The sequence below is a fragment of the Paraburkholderia sp. BR10937 genome, assembly GCF_040965695.1.
Classification (GTDB): domain Bacteria; phylum Pseudomonadota; class Gammaproteobacteria; order Burkholderiales; family Burkholderiaceae; genus Paraburkholderia.
The window spans coordinates 123278-142188 of the sequence record NZ_JBFRCL010000002.1; the positions used below are offsets into that span (position 1 = coordinate 123278).

The window sequence follows — 18911 nt, forward strand, 5'->3', positions numbered from 1 at the left end:
CTTTCGGGAATCCGAAGTGCTTGCACAGGTTCGATCGCGCCCATTCATGCGCGGATGGCGCTAAAGTCCATGACCCGAACACGCCTTATCGAAGATTACGCATTGCTTGCCGATGGTTGCAGCGCGGCGCTGCTCGCTCGCGACGGCTCGATCGACTGGCTCTGCTGGCCGCGTTTCGACAGCGAACCCTGCTTCGCCGCGCTGCTCGGCGGCGAAGACGATGGCCACTGGCGCCTTGCGCCCGCCGATCCGGCGTGCCGCGCGAGCCGCAGCTACCAGCGCGACACGCTCGTGGTCGAAACCGGCTGGGAAAGCAAGCACGGCAGCGCGCGTGTGACCGACTTCATGGCGGCCGATAGCGGCGAGGCGTGCATCATGCGCATCGTTGAAGGCACGCACGGCAGTGTGGATATGCACATGATCGTGCAGCCGCAAGGCGCCGACGGGTCCGCTGCGCGAGCCGCGATAGACGCAAACGGCGCGGCGACCGTGCACGCTGCGTGTGGCCCATTGACCTTGCGCGCGGAGGTGCCGTTGCGCGTTCACGCGCAGGCGCTCAAGGCCGCGTTCACCGTGCGCGCGGGCGAGCGCTTCGTCTTCACGCTATGCCAGGGCGAGGCCGGGGGCGTCGATCCGGCATCCGCGGTCACGGCGCTGCACGACACGCAGCGTCACTGGCGCCGCTGGATCGACCACTTCGACAACGATCGCACGCTCTGGCCGCAGGCGGTGCGGCGCTCGCTCCTCACGCTCTATGCGCTGGTCTACCGTCCCACGGGCGCGATGGTCGCCGCGCCCACCACGTCCTTGCCCGAGGCGCCGGGCGGCGAACTCAACTGGGACTATCGCTATTGCTGGCTGCGCGACGCGAGCTTCGCGCTGGAAGCGCTGCTCGAAGCGGGCTTTCACGACGAAGCGCGCGCCTGGCGCGACTGGCTGCTGCGCACGATCGGCCACGTGCGCGGGCACATACACGTGATGTATTGCGTGGATGGCAGCCACGTGCCGCGCGAGCGCGAGGTCGAGCACCTCGCGGGCTGGCAGGGCGCGCGGCCCGTGCGCTTCGGCAATGCGGCGTGCACGCAGTATCAGCCGGATGTGTTCGGCGAGGCGTTCGATTGCCTCTATCTCACGCGGCGCGCGGGCATCGTCGCGGCGCACGAGGAAGCCGAACTCGAAGCGCGCCTGATCGGCTGGCTGCTCGATCATGGCGGGAAGCAGGGCTCGGGAATCTGGGAGACGCGTGGGCACGCGCGCCACTACACGCTCTCGCGCGTCATGGCGTGGGTCGCGCTCGACCGCTTCATCAAGCACTGGTGCGAAGACGGTCCGGGCATGGGCGACCCGCAGGTGCAACGCGCGCTGCAGATGCGCAAGGCCCTGCACGAAGAGGTCTGCGAACGCGGCTGGAACGCCCGGCGCGGCGCATTCGTGCGCGGTTACGGCGAAAAGGCGCTCGATGCGAGCGTGCTCCTCATGCCGCTGGTGGGCTTCATGCAAGCCGATGAGCCGCGCATGTCGGCCACCATTGACGCGATTCGCGCGGAACTGGGCGAAGGCGGGCTGATTCGACGCTGGCGGCGCGGGGGCGACGAAGCGCCCGACGAAGGCACCTTCGTCGCATGCTCGTGCTGGATGGCCGACTGTCTCTACCTGCGCGGCGACGAGGACGAGGCCATCGCCCAGTTCGAGCGCGTGCTCGCCGTGGCCAATGACGTCGGTCTGCTCGCCGAAGAATATGACGTGCGCGCGAAAAGGCTGGCGGGCAATTTTCCGCAGGCGCTCAGTCATCTGGCCGTGGTCAAGACGGCGATGCTGCTGAGCGGATCGGCGCAAGGCCATCGCCGCGCCAGGTGAGCCAGCGCGAGCACAGCACCGTGCTCATCGCTCGATCGACCACGACGCCTCTTCGTGCACCCGCGCCACGAGCGACGAAAGCGCGGCTTCCACGGCGTCGTCGCCGGGGGGCGCCAGCCAGCGCACTTCGAACGAGGCGTCGAGACGCTGGTGCGATGCCGTTTCCGCCGTGTGATGCGTGACACCGAGCAGCACCACACGGCAGCGGCGTCCTCGCAACGCGTCGTCGAGCAGCTTGCGGGCATCGTTGCCGGCATCGTGGCCCAGCGTGATATAGGCGCGTCTGCCGCGCGGCAGGCGATGCTCGATGTGCTCGAGCGTATGCAGCACGACGAGCCCGAGCAAGGTGCCCGCAATGGCGAGCACGTATTGGCCGCCGCCCGCGCAAAGCCCGATCACCGTGACATACCACATGGTCGCCGCGGTAGTGACGCCTTGCACGAGTCCGTCCTTTCTCAGGATCGACCCCGCGCCGATGAAGCCCACGCCCGAAAGAATGCCGAGCGGCAGCCGCATCAGGTCGAGCGTCACGAAGGAATCCTGAGGTTTTCCGTGCAGCACGAGCAGCACGTTCACCTGAAGCATGGTGAGGCAGGCGGCGAGGCACACGAGCAAGGTCGTGCGCAGCCCGGCCGCGTTGCCCGACTCGCCGCGATTCAGGCCGATCAGCGCGCCCGCCACAATGGCCACGATCAGCCGGGCCGCGAAATCGGGCCAGGTAACGACGAGCGGCATCGGGTTCATGAGTGCGGCGGGGTTCATCGCGGGCTCGGGCCATAGTGACGCCAAAGCGCGCGCAAGGCGTATGCCCTTGCGCTGCGGCAGACGCTTGCGGGTGTGGCACACCCTGTGCGGGATGAAGGGCTCGCGCGCGGGTGGTGTTCAGCATGGCCGCCCGTTTTTCCATCCAGACGATGACGAGGAAAGCCAACCATGAAGCCACGACACTATTTCATTTCTGCACTGGCAGGCGTGACGCTTGCCGCATCGGGTCTCGCGCTCGCACAGGGTTCGGGCGGCGGCAGCAGCAGCACGAGTCCGGGCGCTGCAACGGGCGGCGCGAGCGAGGTGTATCCGGCGCAGACTCAAGGCGTCGAGCAGAATCCTTCCGCGACCGGTACGACGCACAAGACTACCCATCACAAGAAGCACACGAAGAAGATGTCCAAACAGATGAACGACACGACCAACACCCCAGGTGCAGACGCAAGCAGCGACACCAAGGGGCAATGAACTCGTCAGCTAGCCCCTGATCCACACGGCGTGCGGTCGTTCGCAACCGCGCGCCCTGTTTTTAAGGACGCACTCAACGGTGGATCGCACCGCGCAGCCGCGTGACTTCGGCGGGCGCGATGGGCGGGGCGTTGTTGCCCCACGCGCCGCGCACGAAGCTCGCCACCTGGGCGATCTCGCTGTCCGTGAACTGCGTGCGGAACGCGGGCATCTTGCGCGGCGTGCCACCGTTGCTCGTTTGCGGACTCTGGCTGCCTTCGACGATGAGGCGCAGCACGCTGGTCGCGTCGGACGAGAGCGCGAGCGCACTGCCCGCAAGCGGTGGCGCCTTGTCGGGTTTGCCGGCGCCGTCGGCGCCGTGGCATTTCGCGCAGTACGAAAGATAGAGGCCGGCGCCAGGCCGCTCCGGCGTGCCGCCATGCAGCGCCGCCATGGTCGAGGCGCGCGCGGCCGCGGAATCGGCATACTGGCCGCTCGCCTCGCGTGCGGGCAGCGACTTCAGATAGGTGGCGATGGCGTGCAGATCGTCGTCGCCCAGGTATTGCGTGCTCGCGCCCACCACGGGCGCCATGGCGCCGAACGCATAGGCGCGGTCGTTGTGGCCGTCGCGCAGGAACGCGGCGATCTCGTCGGCGCTCCAGCGGCCCAGGCCGCTGCCGGGGTCGCCCGTGAGATTCGGTGCGTACCAGTGGTCGGTCACGCCGCCCGTGAGGTAGAGCGGGCTGCTTTGCGTGTAGCCCATTTCGTTGTAGGCGGGTCCGCGCGGCGTGTGGCACGCGCCGCAGTGGCCGAGTCCCTGCACGAGCCACGCGCCGCGATTCCACTGCGCGGAGTGCGCGGGGTCCGGTTCGAAGCGGCCATGTTGTGCGAACGCGAGACGCCAGAACATCATCACCCAGCGCTGGTTGAACGGAAACGGCAGATGCGTTTGCGGCGCGGCATTCGGCACCGGCTTCACGCCATACATGAAGTACTGATAGAGCGCGTTCACGTCGCTGGCGTGGAGCGCCGCAAACGAAGGATAAGGCATCGCAGGATAGAGCCGCTTGCCGTCGCGTGCCACGCCGCGCTGCAAGGCTGCGGCGAACTGCGCGGGCGTGTAGTCGCCGATGCCGTGCACGGGGTCGGGCGTGATGTTGCTCGCGTAGATGGGACCGAACGGCGAATTCACGGCGAGACCGCCGGCGAAGGGTTCGCGTTTGGCGGAGTCGTGACACGAGGCGCAATCGCCCGCTTTCGCGAGCTTTTCGCCGAGCGCGATCTGGGCGGCATCGGGCGGCGGTTTCGTCGTCGCGAACGGCTCGTCGCGGTGGCAGCCGGCGAGCAGCGCGAGGGCGGCAAGCACAGCGCTCGAACAGGCGCGGGCATTCATCGCAACGTCCCGCATAGCCGTTCGAGCGGCAACGCGAACAGCACCGTTATCGTGAACACGAGCGCGATCGTGAACGCCACGGCAACGGCCGTGCTGCTCCACGCGAGAAAGCGGAAGGTGTCGCGCTGTGGCGTGTTGACGGCGGCGCTGGCGCGCCACGTGCGCCGCGCCAGCAGCACGCCGGTGAGCGCCAGCGCGAACGCGGCGGCCGAGACGAGCGCCAGCGTCCAGTGCACGACCCGCCAGGGCTCGCCATTGCGTTGCGGGACGCCGCCCGCGCAGGCGGTGGCCGCGAGCGTCTGGCAGAACAGCACATGACCCGCCCAGATGGCCGGCACGCCAAAAATGCCGTACCACACGGCAATATGCTGCCGCAGCGTGGGCCGGATGCGCGCGGGCACGGGCGCTGGCGGGGCCGGGGGCGCGGGAGCGGCGGGCTGCGTCATCGTCCTCGCATCCAGTAAGGCGACAGATAGAGCACGGAGAAGATGAAGAGCCACACCACGTCGACGAAGTGCCAGTACAGGCCGCCGATGGTGAGCGCCGCATCGCGTCTGCCGTCGAAATAGCCGCGCGCGATCCAGAACGCGAGCGCGGCTAGCATCAGCACGCCCGCCATCACGTGGGCCATGTGAAAGCCAGTGATCGTGAAGTAGAGCGAACCATAGAGATGCGTCGCGAGCCCGTAGGGCCGGTCGTGCCACTCGAAGAACTGGATCGTGACGAACGCGACGCCGAGTGCAATGCCGACGATCATCGACCAGAACGCGGGCCGCGAACGCGCGCGCCGCACGAACGCGCCCGCGAGCCACACGAACACGCTGCTGGCGAGCAACAGCGCCGTGTTCAGTCCGCTCATGCCGAGCTTGGGCAGGCCTTCGGGCGGCCAGGGCTGCGCGCTTTGCGAAGCGAGATAGAGGTACGAGAAGATCAGATAGCCGAACAGCGCGGTTTCCGTCACGACGAGCGTGAGCACGCCCCACCAGCCGCCCGCATGTTCGCCGGCACTGCCAACGGGCAGGGCGAGAGTTTCGTCTTCGCTGCGGATCGCGGTCGTCTCGGCGACTTTGCCGGCGGGCGTGGTGGCTTGCGGCGCGAACGGTTCGCGCTGTCCGAGCGAGCGCCGCGGCCACAGCCACGAAAGCAGCGCGAGTCCGCAGGCGAGCCCGGCGAGCGCCGTGAACGAGGTCGAATGAAGCAGCAGCCCGACGAACACGAGCGTCGAGGCCACGCTGAGCACGAACGGTGCGTAGCTGTCCTCGGGCATCTTGAGGATCACGTCGGGTTCGCCCGCGAGCGGCGTGACGCCCAGCGCCTCGCGCCCGCGATGGAGCAGGTAGCCGGGACGCGGCACATTCGCATCGGGCTGCCAGAGCGGGTCTCGCGAGCGCACGCTCGGCAGGATCGCGAAGTTGTACGGAGGCGGCGGCGACGAGGTCGCCCACTCGAGGCCCGCCGCATTCCATGGGTTCGCGCTCGCGCGTGCGCCGCGCCGCGCGCTCACGATCGCATTGCCGATGAACATGGCGATGCCGATGGCGAACACGAATGCGCCGATGCTCGTGAGCAGGTTGGCCGTGTCCCAGCCCATGCCTTCCGGGTAGGTATAGATGCGCCGCGGCATGCCGAGGAGCCCGGAGATGTGCATCGGAAAGAAACCCAGATTGAAGCCGATGAACGTGACCCAGAAGGTCCACTTGCCGAAGCGCTCGTGCATGAGCCGTCCGGTGAACTTGGGGAACCAGTACGTGAGGCCGCCCAGCACCGGAAACACGTTGATGCCGAGCAGCACGTAATGGAGGTGGGCCACGACGAAGTAGGTGTCGGTGAGCTGCCAGTCGAGCGGCACGGCGGCGGTCATCACGCCCGAAACGCCGCCCACGGTGAACATGAGCACGAAGCCCGCGAAGTAGTAGAACGGTGTCTTGAACACGGGCCTGCCGGTCCAGATCGTGGCGATCCACGCGAACACGGCAATCGCGCTCGGCACGGAGATCACCATGCTGGCCGCGCCGAAGAAGGCCAGCGCGAGCGGCGGCAGGCCCGTCGCGAACATGTGATGGAGCCATACCACGAAGCCCACGAGCATGGTCGCGACCGTTGAGAGCGCAACGGCCGCGTAGGCGACGATCGGGCGGCGGCAGAACGTGGGCAGCGCGTCGGACACGATGCCCATGGCGGGCAGCACGACGACATAGACCCACGGGTGCGCGAAGATCCAGAAGAGGTGTTGCCACAGCAGGGGGCGCCCGTCGGCAGAGATGTCGAAGAAGTGCGCCCCTGCGTTGCGGTCGAGCCAGAGCATGAGGAACGCGAGGCTCACGGAGGGCACGGCGAGCAGATTGGCGGCCGAAGCCGTGAGCGTGCCCCAGACGAGAATCGGCAGACGCGCGACCGACATGCCGCTGGCGCGCATGCGCAGGAACGTGATGACGAAGTTCCCCGCGCCCACCGTGGTGGAAATGCCGAGCAGCACCATGCCGAGCGCGTAGACGTCGATGTTCGGCCCGGGGTCGTAGGCGGCCGTGGAAAGCGGCACGTAGTTGAACCAGCCCGCATTGGCGCCCTGTCCCGCGGAAAAGCTCGCGTAGAGCAGAATGCCCGCGCCGAGAAAGACCCAGTACGAGAGCGCGTTCAGGCGCGGGAACGCCATGTCGCGCGAGCCGAGCACGAGCGGCCACAGGTAGTTCGAAAAGCCGCTCAGCACCGGTAGCGCGTAGAGAAAGATCATCGTCACGCCGTGCATCGTGAAGAGCTGGTCGTATTGCTGGGGCGTGAGCAGCGTTTCGTTGGGGCGCGCGAGCTGCGCGCGCATGATGAGCGCCTCCACGCCGCCCAGCACGAGGAACACGAACGCCGTGACGAGGTAGCGGATGCCGATGGTCTTGTGATCCACCGTGCAGAGCCAGCCGCGCCAGCCGGGGCGCGTTTCCCAGATCTGTTCGAGGCGGCGCAGCGTGGCTTCGTCGAGCGGCGCCGTGCCCGTTTCCGGCACGCGCGAGAGGCGCCCCGCACGCGGGCGGCGCGGCACCATCGCGCTGGCGGGACGGTCGGAAGCGGCAGGAGTGGCTGGGATATCGTTCATGTCACTGAAGTGTGTCGAGCCACGCGCCGAGGTCGCTCGCCTCGGCGGGGGTGAGGGCGATGTCGGGCATGAGCGATTCGGGCTTGCGCTGCTGCGCATGCGCGACCCAGTCGAGCCGGCTGACGGGCGTGTTCGCGAGCGTGCCCGCGGCGATCAGGCGCCGCGAGACGAGATGCGTGAGGTCGGGCGCCTGCGCGCCGCCCGACTGCGTGCCGCGCACCGCATGGCAGCCGCCGCAGCGCGCGGCGAACAGTTGCTCGCCACGCCGCGTCGCGCCGCTTTGCGCGGCTGCGGCGGGCTGCTGTTGCGCCTCGAGCCAGCGCGAGAAATCGGCGGGGGCCTGCGCCACCACTTCCATGGCCATGTGCGCGTGCTGGGGCCCGCAGAACTGCGTGCACTGCCCGCGCCATACGCCGGGATGGTCTGCCTCGATCCACTGGTGATTGACCTGGCCGGGTATGGCCTGCGTCTTGCCCGCGAGCGCCGGAACCCAGAACGCGTGCACGACGTCGGCGCTTTGCAGATCGACGCGCACGGGCTCGCCCGTGGGAATGTGGATTTCGTTGGCGGTTTCGAAGCTCGCGCCCTCGGGCGTTCGATAGCTCACTTTCCACCACCAGTCGTAAGCCGTGACGGTCACGGTGAGCGAAGGCTCGCGCGGCGGGTCGGCCACGGCGGCCAGCACGCGCAGCATCGCCACGAGCGCGCCCAGCAACAGGACCGATGAAATGGCCGTGCCGACGGCAACGATGCGGTTCGCCGTGCGCTCGCCTTGCTCGTCGGCAACGTTGGTTTGCAACAAAGCTTCATCTTGCGCCGCGCCACCGCGACGCCTGCGCCGGATCGCCAGATAGAGCAACAACGCTATGACGATGCACACGCCCACGCACAGGAGGGCGAGGCCCCAGTCGAGCGCCTGCACCGGACCCGATGCGGGGCCCGCGCTGTGCAGGAAGTAGGCAAGTGGGGTCATGAGCGGCGCAGCAGCGTAGGCGTCCAGAACGTTTTTCGCCTGCGCACCCGGCATGCCCATGCACGCCTCACCGCTGCGCGAGCCAGGCACACGCGCTGCGCGATCCCGGCAGACCCGCTACGCGCTTTTACCGGCGTTTTTTATGGAGATCGAGCATGCAAAGCCCTTACGACCTGCCCCGTTTTCGACGCGTCCAGATGGAGCCCGCCACGCCGCCGAAAAAGAACGATCCGGGCGGCGGCGCCGAACCCGACGAGCGCGAATCTGGCGCCCCTCAGGCGGAGCCGCACGAGTTGCCGGACCTGCCGGAACCTGCCGAAGTCGGCGAGGATGGCTAACTCGCGAAACACGAAACGCGTGATGAAAGACGCGCCGCGTGCGCGGCGCGCCCGATCACTTCTGGTTCTTCTTCGGAATCTTCGCGCCGGATTTGCGCGCCTGGTTCAGCGCGATGGCAACGGCCTGCTTCTGCGACTTGCCTTGCTTCACTTCCGTCTTGATGTTCTTCGAGATCGCTTCGCGAGTTTTTCCCTTGCTGAGTGGCATGATGGCCTCCTTTTGAAAAACATCTGCGTCAACGCACGACGCGTGCCCGCGCGATGGTCATCAAAGCTCGCCGCGCGCGGCCAGCGCCTTGATGCGCTCGGCGGTGCGGCACGCAACGGCCTGGATGGTGAGCGAAGGATTCACGCCGCCCACGGTCGGAAACACGGAGCCGTCGCAGATCCACAAATTCGGAATGTCCCACGAACGGCAGTCCGCATCGACGACGCTCGCTTGCGCGTCGCGGCCCATGCGCGCCGTGCCGTTCAGGTGGCAGGTGTCGTCGTCCTGGGTCCAGATGTCGCGCGCGCCCGCCGCGGCGAGCGCGCGGCTCATATAGTCCAGCGCGTGGTTCACGAGCCGGCGGTCGTTCTCGCCCATCGACCAGGTGACGCGCGCCACGGGCAGGCCGAGCGCGTCTTTCTCGTCGGCTAGCGTCACGCGGTTGCGTTCCTGCGGCAGCGTCTCGCCCACCATCTTGAGGCCCGCCTGATGGTTGTACTTCGTCATCTCGCGCATGAGCGCGTCGCCCCACAGGCCGCGGCTCGTTTGCGTCGCCGCCCAGACGAGCGGCAGCGGGCCCTGGCTCATGTAGCAATAGCCGCCGTGAAAGTCCTTGCCTGCGTCCTCATAGTTCCAGTGTTCGGTGAGCGCCAGCGATGGCGGTCCCTTGTACCACCGGATCTCGTCGTCGAATGCGCCCCACGCGGCCTGGTTCGTCTGCGCCATGAGATTCTTGCCGACGAGTCCCGAGCGGTTCGCGAGGCCTTCGGGAAAGCGTCCGTTCGCGGAAAGCAACAGCAGGCGCGGCGTTTCGATCGCATAGCCCGCCACCACCACGTTGCGGGCGCGCTGGAAATGCCAGCGCCCCTCGCGATGAAAATGCACGCCGGCGGCGCGACCCAGCGCGTTGGTTTCGATGCGGCCTACCATCGCTAGGTCGCGGATTTCCGCGCCCGCGCGCACGGCGCGCGGAATCCACGTGACGAGCGCGCTCTGCTTGGCGTTGGTGGAGCAGCCCGTCACGCAAAAGCCGCGATAGACGCACTGGTGCGCGTCGCCGCGCGGCGCGGAGAGCGTCGCGAGCGGCGTGGGCGCCCAGGGAATGCCGAGCGCCTCGCAGCCTCGCGCGAGCACGAGGCCCGCGCCGTTGATTTCATGTGCGCGATACGGATAGCGCGGGCGTTTGGGTCCCCACGGATAATTCACCGGCCCGGAGATGCCGAGCGCCTGCTCGACTTCGGCGTAGTGGCGCCACATCTCGCGCCAGTCGAGCGGCCAGTCGGCGCCGTAGCCGAGTTTCGTGCGCGATTGAAACCATTCGGGCCGAAAGCGCAGCGAGACCATGGCGAAGTGCACGGTGCTGCCGCCCACCGCACGGCCGCTGTTGTTGCTGCCGAGCTGCAAGGGGTTCTCGCCGTCGCAAATGCGTTCGTCGGTCCAGTAGAGCTTGGCCTGGTGGGTCTCGTCGGAGGCGAATTCTTCCAGCGGCCGCCACCACGCGCCCGCGTCGAACGCCACCACGCGAAAGCCCGCTTCGGCGAGCCGGCAAGCGAGCGTCGCGCCCCCCGCGCCGGTGCCGACGATGGCGAAATCCACCGGGTCGTCGAGCGCGTATTCGCGCATGGGCATCCAGCCGCCGCGACGGAACACGTCGGGCGCGCGGCCGTGCTTGCCGCGCGGCGCCTCGCTGGCGTCGGTTAGGTCGGCGAGATCAGCGCACACGCTCGTTCTCCCTGCGGGCGGCCACCTGCGCCGCGTCGCTCTCGTCGGCGGCTTCGACGGCTTCCCACGGATCGCGCCGGCTCGTGTACAGGCGTACGTAGCCGCGCGGATTCGCCGGGCCGCCAAAGCCCATCGCACTCCACGCGAGCGGGTGCGACCAGTAGGCGGCGCTCATATCGTGCAGCACGCGCTTCTTGAAGAACACGTCGCAAGGCATGCCGTGCCAGGCCCGGCTGTGCAGGTCGCCACGCTGCATGCGGGCGACCAGCGCGCGCCGCCGTTCGTCCTGCAACTGCGCGAAGTGCTCGCCGTAGGCCTTCACGCTTTCCGCATCGAGGGCGGCGAGCCCCGTCTCCCACGCGGTGCGCAATGGCGGCAGGCGGGCGTCGCGAAAGCCGTCGCGGCGGTCGTCGAGCAGCTTGCCTTCCACGAGCGCGGCGACCGGCACGCGCGGGGCGGGCTCGCCGTGGGCGTTGCCGGGCTGCGGGACGATCGTGTCGCACAGCGCCACCAGCGTTTGCCAGTGCGACGGACCGAGATAGCGCGCCCGCTCCGGTGTGCTTACGCGCGCGTCGATCACCGCGCGCGTGGGGGCGTCCCACGAAGGCGTGTCGCGTTTGGCGAGCACGTCGTAGCCGGGATAGGTTGGCGTCCGGGTCATCGTTCGGTCTCCCGCATACGCAGCGCGGCGAGCCCGGCGAGCGCGAGCGCGCTGAAGGCGGGCGGCGCGGGTAGGGGCGGCCCCGCAAACAGGTTTTGCGACCAGTTGCGCCAGCCGCCCTGCGCGCGCGCCACGCCGTTCGCATGAAAGCCGAAGCCCGCAAAGCCGAGCGCCGCCGTGAGCCGCAGCCAGAAGCGCGCGAACACGCTCGCGCGGGCCGCTTGGCGGGGCGGGGCCAACGCCGCATGCGCGAGCAGCGCGCTGCTCACGGGCACGATGGTCACGGGCGCATACATCGCCGGATGCTGGAACGCGCCGCGAAAATGCAGCAGCGCCGCTTCGGCCGCCGTGCCGAGCAGTCCCGCGCCGGCCACCAGGGCGAGCGTCTTGCCCGCGGGCATGCCGAAGAGCCGCGGGTCGTGCCCGGGCTCGTCCCGCAACTGCTCGGCGACCGCACCCAGCACGCCGGAGAGCACCAGCGCGAAGGGCGCACCCGCCGGCGCACCGTAAAAGGCGTTATGCCAGCTGAATCCGCCGGGCCGTTTCGTCACGTTGTAAAGATGGAAGGCGGTGCCCGTCACGCCGGTCGCGGCGCTGGTGAGCTGGATCGCATGCCGCAGCCGGTGCGAGGCAGCGCGCCGGTCCGCGCCGCCGTGCAGCGCCGCGGCGAGCGCGCAGAGCGCCACGGCGGGCGGCAGATACATCGCACGGTTTTCGAACGAGCCGCGATAGTGCTCCATGGCGCTGTCGGCCAGCACGGAGAGCGCGAGCAGCGCCGACCCATGATTGAAGCTGCGCGCCGCGACCACGTGCTTGCCGCTCGCACGCGCGTGCGCCGACTCGCGCAGGTTGCGCGTGGACCAGATCGCGAGCGCGGCGCCCGCCGCGACGCTCGCCATGGCCGCGACGGCGCGCGTGGATTGTGTCATCGGTCTGCCCTCCATCCCGGTTCGTCAGTCCCGGACGAAACAGCAAGGCAGATGCCGTGGCACCGCGCTCGCTCTCTGCCACCCGTGCAGGCACGGCAATTGCGCCAAACGACTGATTAACCCGATTCACCCGCCAGCCTGGACACAAATTGATCTACCGAGACTTCATCGCCATAGGCACATCGTCGGGCGGCGTCGATGCGCTTCGAAGTCTTGTGTCCGGGCTTCCGCCCGACTTGCAGGCGACGATCGCAATCGTGCTTCACGTGGGCAGCCACTACAGCCATCTGCCGTCGCTGCTCAGCAGCGCGGGCCCGCTGCGCGCAGTGCATGCCGAGGACGGCGAAACCTGGTCGCCCGGCCGGATCTACGTGGCGCCCCCCGACCAGCACATGATCGTCGAGGGCTCGCGCCTGCGTCTCGTGCATGCCGCAAAGGAGAACTTTGCCCGCCCGGCCATCGACCCGCTGTTTCGCAGCGTGGCCTCGGAACTCGGGCCGCGCGGCATCGGCGTGATCCTCACGGGCCTGCTCGACGACGGCGCGTCCGGCCTCGAGGCCATCCAGGCCTGTGGCGGCACCGGGATCGTCCAGGACCCATCCGACGCCTTCGCCAGCGAAATGCCGCTCAACGCCGCGCCTTTTGCCGACTACATCCTGCCGCTCGCGGGCATGGCCCACCGGCTCGTGGAGTTGACGGGCCGCGTGCCGCCCGCGACGGCCGACGAAATCCTCGCGAGGCGCCGCACCGCCGAACTCATCAGCACGGAGCAGCGCGCGTGGCGCGAGGGCAAAGGACTGGCCGGCGATCTGAACCGCATCGGCACGCCTTCGACGTTCACGTGTCCCGAGTGCAACGGCACGCTCTGGCGCCTCGACTACTCGCGTCTGCTGCGCTACCGCTGCCACACGGGCCACGCCTACACGGCGGCCTCGCTCAACCGGGGGCGCAGCCGCGACGTGGAGCGCGCGCTGCGCGACGCGCTGCGGGCGCTGCGCGAGCGCGAATCGATGAGCCTTGCCCAGAGCGAGCACTACCGGCAATGCGGCGACTTCGATGCACAGCAGCGCGAGGAGGCGACCGCGCGGCGTGCGGGGGATGCGGCAGGACTATTGCAGTCGATGCTCCTGGAGGGATAATGTCGGCGCAGCACACGCGGCTTATGGGACGCGCGAGTGCGAACGCTATTCACTTCACCTTCAGGACCTGGCAACCATGCCGAAACGACGTGGCCATATGCCCCGCAGCCAGACCAATTACCCGATCGTCGGTATCGGCGCATCGGCAGGCGGCCTTAGCGCGCTGCTGGCCTTCTTCGAATCGCTGCCCTCCCACACCTCGATGGCGTTCGTGGTGGTCGTCCATCTCGCGCCCGACCACGAAAGCAGTATGGCCGCGCTGCTGCGCAAGGCGACCGACATGCCCGTGGTGGAGGTGACGAGCCCGACGCCCATCGAGCCCGACCACGTGTACGTCATCACCCCTTCACTCGATCTGGCGATGGTGGACGACTATCTGCGCGTTTCCCCCAGTCAGCCTCAGGAGGGCCGCCGCGCGGCGATCGACGTGTTCTTCCGCACGCTCGCTGAAACGCATCGCGAGCGCGCCATCGGCATCGTGCTCTCGGGCGCGGGCTCGGACGGCTCGGCCGGCCTCTCGCGCGTCAAGGAAATGGGCGGCATCACGTTTGCCCAGGATCCCTCGGAAGCGGAATACGACAGCATGCCGCGCAGCGCCATCGCCACAGGCATGGTCGACTTCGTCATCACGGCGGCGGAGATGCCGCAGCGGCTGATGGACCTCTGGTCGACGACGAAGGAAATTCAACTGCCCGTCGCGGAAAGCGAGGAGCGGCGCGAAGAGCATATCAACGAGGCGGCCGAGCGGGCGCTGCGCGAGATCATGATCATCCTGCGCACGCGCACGGCGCACGATTTCCGCCACTACAAGCGCGCCACGGTCCTGCGCCGCATCGAACGGCGCTTGCAGGTCAACGGCATCACCGACCTGCAGGCGTATCGCGACCATCTGCATCTGCATCCCGAGGAAACCCAGGCGCTGCTGCAGGACATGCTCATCAGCGTCACCAACTTCTTCCGCGACAAGGAAGCGTTCGACGTGCTCGAGCGCGAAGTCCTGCCGCAATTGTTCGAAGGGCGTGGCGAACAGGACCGCATCCGCGTGTGGTCGGTGGGCTGCGCCACGGGCGAGGAGGCCTATTCGCTGGCGATGCTGCTCCAGGAGCGCTCGCTCAAGTCGACGGAAGGCACCTCGTTCCAGGTCTTCGCGACCGACATCGACGAACGCGCGATCTCGTTCGCGCGCACGGGCCTCTTTCCCGATTCGATCCTCGCCGACGTCACGCCGGCACGCGTGCGCCAGTTCTTCTCCAAGGACGCCGCGCATTATCGTGTGAAGAAAGAGCTGCGCGAGCACATGCTGTTCGCGCATCACAACGTGCTGAGCGATCCGCCGTTCTCGCGCCTCGACCTGATCTGCTGCCGCAACCTGCTGATCTATCTGGACCGCGAAGCGCAGATCGAAATCCTCAAGATGTTCCACTTCGCACTGCGTCCGGGCGGCGTGCTGTTCCTCGGCAGCTCCGAGTCGGCGGACAGCGTGAGTTCGATGTTCACCGTGGTGGACAAGCGCAACCGCATTTACCGCGCGAACATGGCGGTGCGCGGCGACACGCCCGTGCCGGTGGCGATTGCCGGCACGATGAACGCGCGGCCCGTGGTCGCGACCGTGCAGCCGCCGGGCCGCCGCCGCTTTTCGTTCGGCGACCTGCACCAGCGCCTCGTCGAGCAGTACGCGCCGCCTAGCGTGCTGGTGAGCCGCGATTCGGAAATCGTGCATCTGTCCGACCGCGCGGGCCGCTTCCTGCAGTATTCCGGCGGCGAGCCTTCGCACAACATCGTCGCCGCCGTGCGCCCGGAATTGCGGCTCGAGCTGCGCACCGCGATCTACCAGGCGCTGCACACGAACCGCAGCGTCGAGGCGCGGCGCGTGCGTCTGGAGCGCGACGGGCGCTCGTATTTCGTCAACATGACGGCGCGGCCGGTGCACGACCCCGAGGCCAACGCCGACTTCGTGCTGGTGCTCTTCGACGAAGTCGAAGACAGCATGAGCGGGGCGGAAACGGTTTCCGTGGACGTGCAGAAGGACCCGATCATCACCCAGCTCGAACGCGAATTGCAGCGCACCAAGGAGCAGCTGCAGTCGACCATCGAGCAGTCGGAAACCTCGACGGAGGAACTGAAGGCGTCCAACGAGGAGCTGCAGGCGATCAACGAGGAACTGCGCTCGGCGACCGAGGAACTCGAAACCAGCAAGGAAGAGCTGCAGTCGATCAACGAGGAACTCACCACCGTCAACGCGGAACTGAAGTCGAAGGTCGAAGAGACCAGCAAGATCAACGACGACTTGCAGAACCTGATCGCGGCGAACGATATCGGCACGATCTTCGTCGACCGCAACATCTGCATCAAGCGCTACACGCCGCGCGCGACCGACGTGTTCAGCATCATTCCCTCGGATATCGGCCGCTCGCTGCTCGATATCACGCACCGGCTCGAATACGACAAGCTCGCCGACGACGCCGCCGAAGCCTTCGACTCGCTGCGCCTGATCGAGCGCGAGCTGAAGAGCAACGACGGGCGCTGGTATCTCGCGCGCTTCGTGCCGTACCGCACGACCGAAGACCGTATCGACGGCGCGGTGCTCTCGTTCATCGACATCACCGGGCGCCGCCAGGCCGAAGACCAGTTGCGCGAAGGCGAGCGACGCATGCGCATCGTCGCCGAGGGCACGAAGGACTACGCGATCATCACGTTCGACGACGAAGGCTACATCACGAGCTGGAACGCGGGCGCGGAACGCATTTTCGGTTATACGGAGGCCGAAATGATCGGCCAGTCCGCCGATCTGCTCTCGACCGAAGAAGACCGCGTGAACAAGGTCGCCGACCGCGAGTTCGCGCTGGCGCGCCAGCATGGCCGCACCGACGAGGAACGCTGGCACCTGCGCAAGGACGGCACGCGCTTTTTCGCGAGCGGCGTGCTTTCGCGCCTCGATGAAGCGGGCGTGAGCGGCTTTGCCAAGATCGCGCGCGACCTGGGCGAACTCGTGCCCGCGGACGCGGACCTGCGCGACGCCACGCTCGAACAGGTGCGCGACGCCGGCGAGCGCGACGGGCAGCGGCGCCAGGACGAGTTTCTCGCCGTGGTGTCGCACGAACTCAAGCACCCGCTCAATCTGATCTCGGCGAGCGCGGAACTCATTGCGCGGGCGCCGGAAACGCGCCAGAGCCTGAACCTCACCCGCGCCGCGGACACGATCCGGCGCACCGTGGTCGGCCAGGCGCAGATCATCGACGACTTGCTGGACATCTCGCGCGTGCGCACCGGCAAGCTCTCGGTCATGCGCTCGGCGGTCGACATGCGCGAGATCGTGCAGCGCGTTTGCCATGCCGTGCAGTTCGAGGCGCAGCAGCGCGGCATTGCGCTGAACGTCTCGATCACCCAGACGCCAGTGATCCTGCACGCCGATTTCACGCGCATCGAACAGATTGTCTGGAACCTCATCAGCAACGCGATGAAGTTCACCAATCGCGGTTCGGTGGACGTCTCGCTGGAGGTCGTCGAAGGCGAAGCCGTGCTGCGCGTGAAGGACACCGGCACCGGCATCGAACCGGCGCTGCTGCCGCACATCTTCGACATGTACAAGCAAAGCCGCCAGTCCGCCGCGCGGCGCTCGGGTCTCGGCATTGGTCTCGCGCTCGTGCGGGAACTCGTGACGATCCACGGCGGCAGCGTGCGCGCGGAGTCGCAAGGCCTCGGGCGCGGCGCGACGTTCACGGTGACGCTGCCGATACAGCGTTCGTTCGCGCATGCGGAAAGCAGCGACGGCGCGGCCATCGCGTCGCTGCAAGGGCTCCGTATCCTGATGGTCGACGACGACGCCACCACGGTCGAAACGTTCAAGCTGCTGCTGGAGAGCGAAGGCGCGAAGGTGCAGACGGCCACGAGCGGCGAGGAAGCGCTGACGCTGCTCAACGGCAACGCGCCGGATCTCGTGCTCTCCGATCTCGGCATGCCGGGCATGGACGGGTACGAGTTCATCGGCAAGCTGCGTTCGCAGCCCGCGCTCGAGTCGGTGATCTGCATCGCGCTGAGCGGCTTTGGCCAGGAGGCCGATGTGGAGCAGTCCGAGCAGGCGGGTTTCGACGCGCACCTCAAGAAGCCGGTGCTGCTCGAAGACCTGCTGGCGACTTTCGCGCGCTTGCGACGCTAGTTCGCGCGCCTCCGGGCGAGTACGGGAGCCACGTGTGCAACGGACGTTTTTCTACATCAACGGCGCAAGCGAGGGCGAGTTTCCCGAGCGGGAACTGATCCAGCTCGACAAGGCGGGCTACACGGTGGCGCTCAGCCGCGTGGCCATGGACGCGGTGGCGCCGTATGTGGCCGCCGCCGAACGGCCCGCGTTGACGAGACTGCTCGGACGCATCGATCCCGAGGATGAACTCGTGGTTCTGCAGCTTTCCGCCCTGGGCTGCAACGCGCGCGACGTGCTCGCCACGCTGCTCAACTGCCGCAAGGGAAAGATTGGCGTGCGCTGTGTCGAACTGGGCGGCGTCGATCTCACGGGGCGCCCCGAGCCGCAAGCGGTCAAGATGCTGCGTGCGGTGGTGCGCATGGAGGCGGCCACCCGCAGCGAACGCAGCCGCAACGGCCTGAAGGCCGCGCAGCGCAGCGGGCGCCCCACGGGCAGGCCCGCCTCGCTCTCGGCGCACGACCGCGCGCGCGTGATGAGTTCGCTGGGCAGCGGGCTCTCGGTGAGCGAGGTGGCGCGGCGCTTCGGCACTTCGCGGCAGACGGTCCTGCGCATACGCGCCGCCGCGGGAACACCGGATCTCAAGTAACCAGCGTATAAGGGTCGGCTTCCAGCGCGACGCCAGCCCCGCGTATCACCTGCATGTAAGCGAACGTGTCACCCACTGCCGCGCTGGCTTGCTCCGCGAGACTGCGCACATCGGCCGATTTTTCGGCGCTCGCCATCATGGATTCGAGCACGGCCGAATCCGCGAAGCCGTGCGCGGCCGCTGCACTGAGCACCGCATCGAGGATACGCCGGGCCGCCGCGCGGGCATCGACCGATGCGAGCGGGGCACGGTAGGCGAGAAAGCCTGCCATCAGCAGAAAGTCCGCTGGGCTGATACGGTGGCCATTGCCTACCGGCACGCCTTCCGGCATGTCGTGATATCGCGACATACATCGCCTCCCGGTTTGGAGCGCTGTGAATGCTGCTGCGGATGCCAGAAAAATATAGTACAGAAAGCATCGCTCATGCCGACGAATGCGGGGTTCTACTGTGTTCGACCGGCGGCGGCCTTGTTAAGTGGGGCTTTCGATAAGCGGGTACAGACGTTTTTTCGACGTGCCGCGGCAGCAAGTCGTAGTATTCTTGACCCGGGCAAAGCCGCCATCCGGCAAAAGTGTCATGTTTTTGTAGGCTTCGAGACAAATTCACGA

General features: G+C 67.7%; 15 protein-coding genes and 1 pseudogene. 6 read left to right on the forward strand and 10 right to left on the reverse strand.

Features of this window, described 5'->3' with window-relative positions:
- The first annotated feature begins 69 nt into the window (after window positions 1-69).
- A complete protein-coding gene (locus AB4Y44_RS02530) occupies window positions 70-1857 on the forward strand; it encodes a glycoside hydrolase family 15 protein (protein ID WP_368698622.1) in 1788 nt (595 codons plus the stop codon).
- 24 nt (window positions 1858-1881) lie between these two features.
- On the opposite strand, the gene AB4Y44_RS02535 is transcribed toward AB4Y44_RS02530, so the two are convergent.
- On the reverse strand, window positions 1882-2619 hold the full coding sequence (locus AB4Y44_RS02535) for an MgtC/SapB family protein (protein WP_342923532.1): 738 nt from the start codon (window positions 2617-2619) through the stop codon (window positions 1882-1884).
- Window positions 2620-2790: 171 nt separating this feature from the next.
- Between AB4Y44_RS02535 and AB4Y44_RS02540 the strand changes: the two genes are divergently transcribed.
- Window positions 2791-3090, forward strand: a complete 300-nt coding sequence (locus tag AB4Y44_RS02540; protein WP_368698623.1) for a hypothetical protein — start codon at window positions 2791-2793, stop codon at window positions 3088-3090.
- 73 nt (window positions 3091-3163) lie between these two features.
- Here AB4Y44_RS02540 and AB4Y44_RS02545 read toward each other — a convergent pair whose 3' ends face one another.
- The 4 genes and pseudogenes from AB4Y44_RS02545 to coxB all read right to left on the reverse strand — a co-directional run.
- Window positions 3164-4462: a cytochrome c gene (locus tag AB4Y44_RS02545; RefSeq protein ID WP_368698624.1), complete on the reverse strand. Its 1299-nt coding sequence runs from the start codon at window positions 4460-4462 to the stop codon at window positions 3164-3166.
- Window positions 4459-4908: a hypothetical protein gene (locus tag AB4Y44_RS02550; RefSeq protein ID WP_342923529.1), complete on the reverse strand. Its 450-nt coding sequence runs from the start codon at window positions 4906-4908 to the stop codon at window positions 4459-4461. Before AB4Y44_RS02550 ends, AB4Y44_RS02545 begins: the two co-directional genes overlap by 4 nt.
- A complete protein-coding gene (gene ctaD, locus AB4Y44_RS02555) occupies window positions 4905-7496 on the reverse strand; it encodes a cytochrome c oxidase subunit I (protein WP_368698708.1) in 2592 nt (863 codons plus the stop codon). Before ctaD ends, AB4Y44_RS02550 begins: the two co-directional genes overlap by 4 nt.
- 52 nt (window positions 7497-7548) lie before the next feature.
- Window positions 7549-8532, reverse strand: a pseudogene (gene coxB, locus AB4Y44_RS02560) (cytochrome c oxidase subunit II); the annotation flags it as partial.
- A gap of 143 nt (window positions 8533-8675) precedes the next feature.
- Between coxB and AB4Y44_RS02565 the strand changes: the two are divergent.
- Window positions 8676-8858, forward strand: coding sequence for a hypothetical protein (locus AB4Y44_RS02565; protein WP_342923528.1), 183 nt, complete (start codon window positions 8676-8678; stop codon window positions 8856-8858).
- Between the two features lie 55 nt (window positions 8859-8913).
- On the opposite strand, the gene AB4Y44_RS02570 is transcribed toward AB4Y44_RS02565, so the two are convergent.
- Genes AB4Y44_RS02570 through AB4Y44_RS02585 form a run of 4 tightly spaced genes read right to left on the reverse strand, consistent with a single transcriptional unit; the run spans window position 8914 to window position 12378 of the window.
- Entirely contained in the window at window positions 8914-9066 is a 153-nt protein-coding gene (locus AB4Y44_RS02570) for a DUF6496 domain-containing protein (protein ID WP_176732830.1), read from the reverse strand.
- Window positions 9067-9126: 60 nt separating this feature from the next.
- A complete protein-coding gene (locus AB4Y44_RS02575; RefSeq protein ID WP_368698625.1) occupies window positions 9127-10788 on the reverse strand; it encodes a GMC family oxidoreductase in 1662 nt (553 codons plus the stop codon).
- Window positions 10778-11449, reverse strand: a complete 672-nt coding sequence (locus AB4Y44_RS02580; protein WP_368698626.1) for a gluconate 2-dehydrogenase subunit 3 family protein — start codon at window positions 11447-11449, stop codon at window positions 10778-10780. Before AB4Y44_RS02580 ends, AB4Y44_RS02575 begins: the two co-directional genes overlap by 11 nt.
- On the reverse strand, window positions 11446-12378 hold the full coding sequence (locus AB4Y44_RS02585) for a hypothetical protein (protein WP_342923526.1): 933 nt from the start codon (window positions 12376-12378) through the stop codon (window positions 11446-11448). The genes AB4Y44_RS02580 and AB4Y44_RS02585 overlap by 4 nt, the downstream gene beginning before the upstream one ends.
- Window positions 12379-12527: 149 nt before the next feature.
- Here AB4Y44_RS02585 and AB4Y44_RS02590 point away from each other — a divergent pair, with 149 nt between their 5' ends.
- From AB4Y44_RS02590 to AB4Y44_RS02600, 3 genes are all read left to right on the forward strand, one after another.
- Entirely contained in the window at window positions 12528-13517 is a 990-nt protein-coding gene (locus tag AB4Y44_RS02590) for a chemotaxis protein CheB (RefSeq protein ID WP_368698627.1), read from the forward strand.
- 76 nt (window positions 13518-13593) lie between these two features.
- Window positions 13594-17673, forward strand: a complete 4080-nt coding sequence (locus AB4Y44_RS02595; RefSeq protein WP_368698628.1) for a CheR family methyltransferase — start codon at window positions 13594-13596, stop codon at window positions 17671-17673.
- A gap of 34 nt (window positions 17674-17707) precedes the next feature.
- A complete protein-coding gene (locus AB4Y44_RS02600; RefSeq protein ID WP_342923523.1) occupies window positions 17708-18301 on the forward strand; it encodes a recombinase family protein in 594 nt (197 codons plus the stop codon).
- Here AB4Y44_RS02600 and AB4Y44_RS02605 read toward each other — a convergent pair.
- Complete coding sequence (locus tag AB4Y44_RS02605) at window positions 18294-18650, reverse strand: hypothetical protein (RefSeq protein ID WP_324141858.1); 357 nt, start codon at window positions 18648-18650, stop codon at window positions 18294-18296. The two genes, AB4Y44_RS02600 and AB4Y44_RS02605, sit on opposite strands and share 8 nt — an antisense overlap.
- Window positions 18651-18911 lie beyond the last annotated feature (261 nt).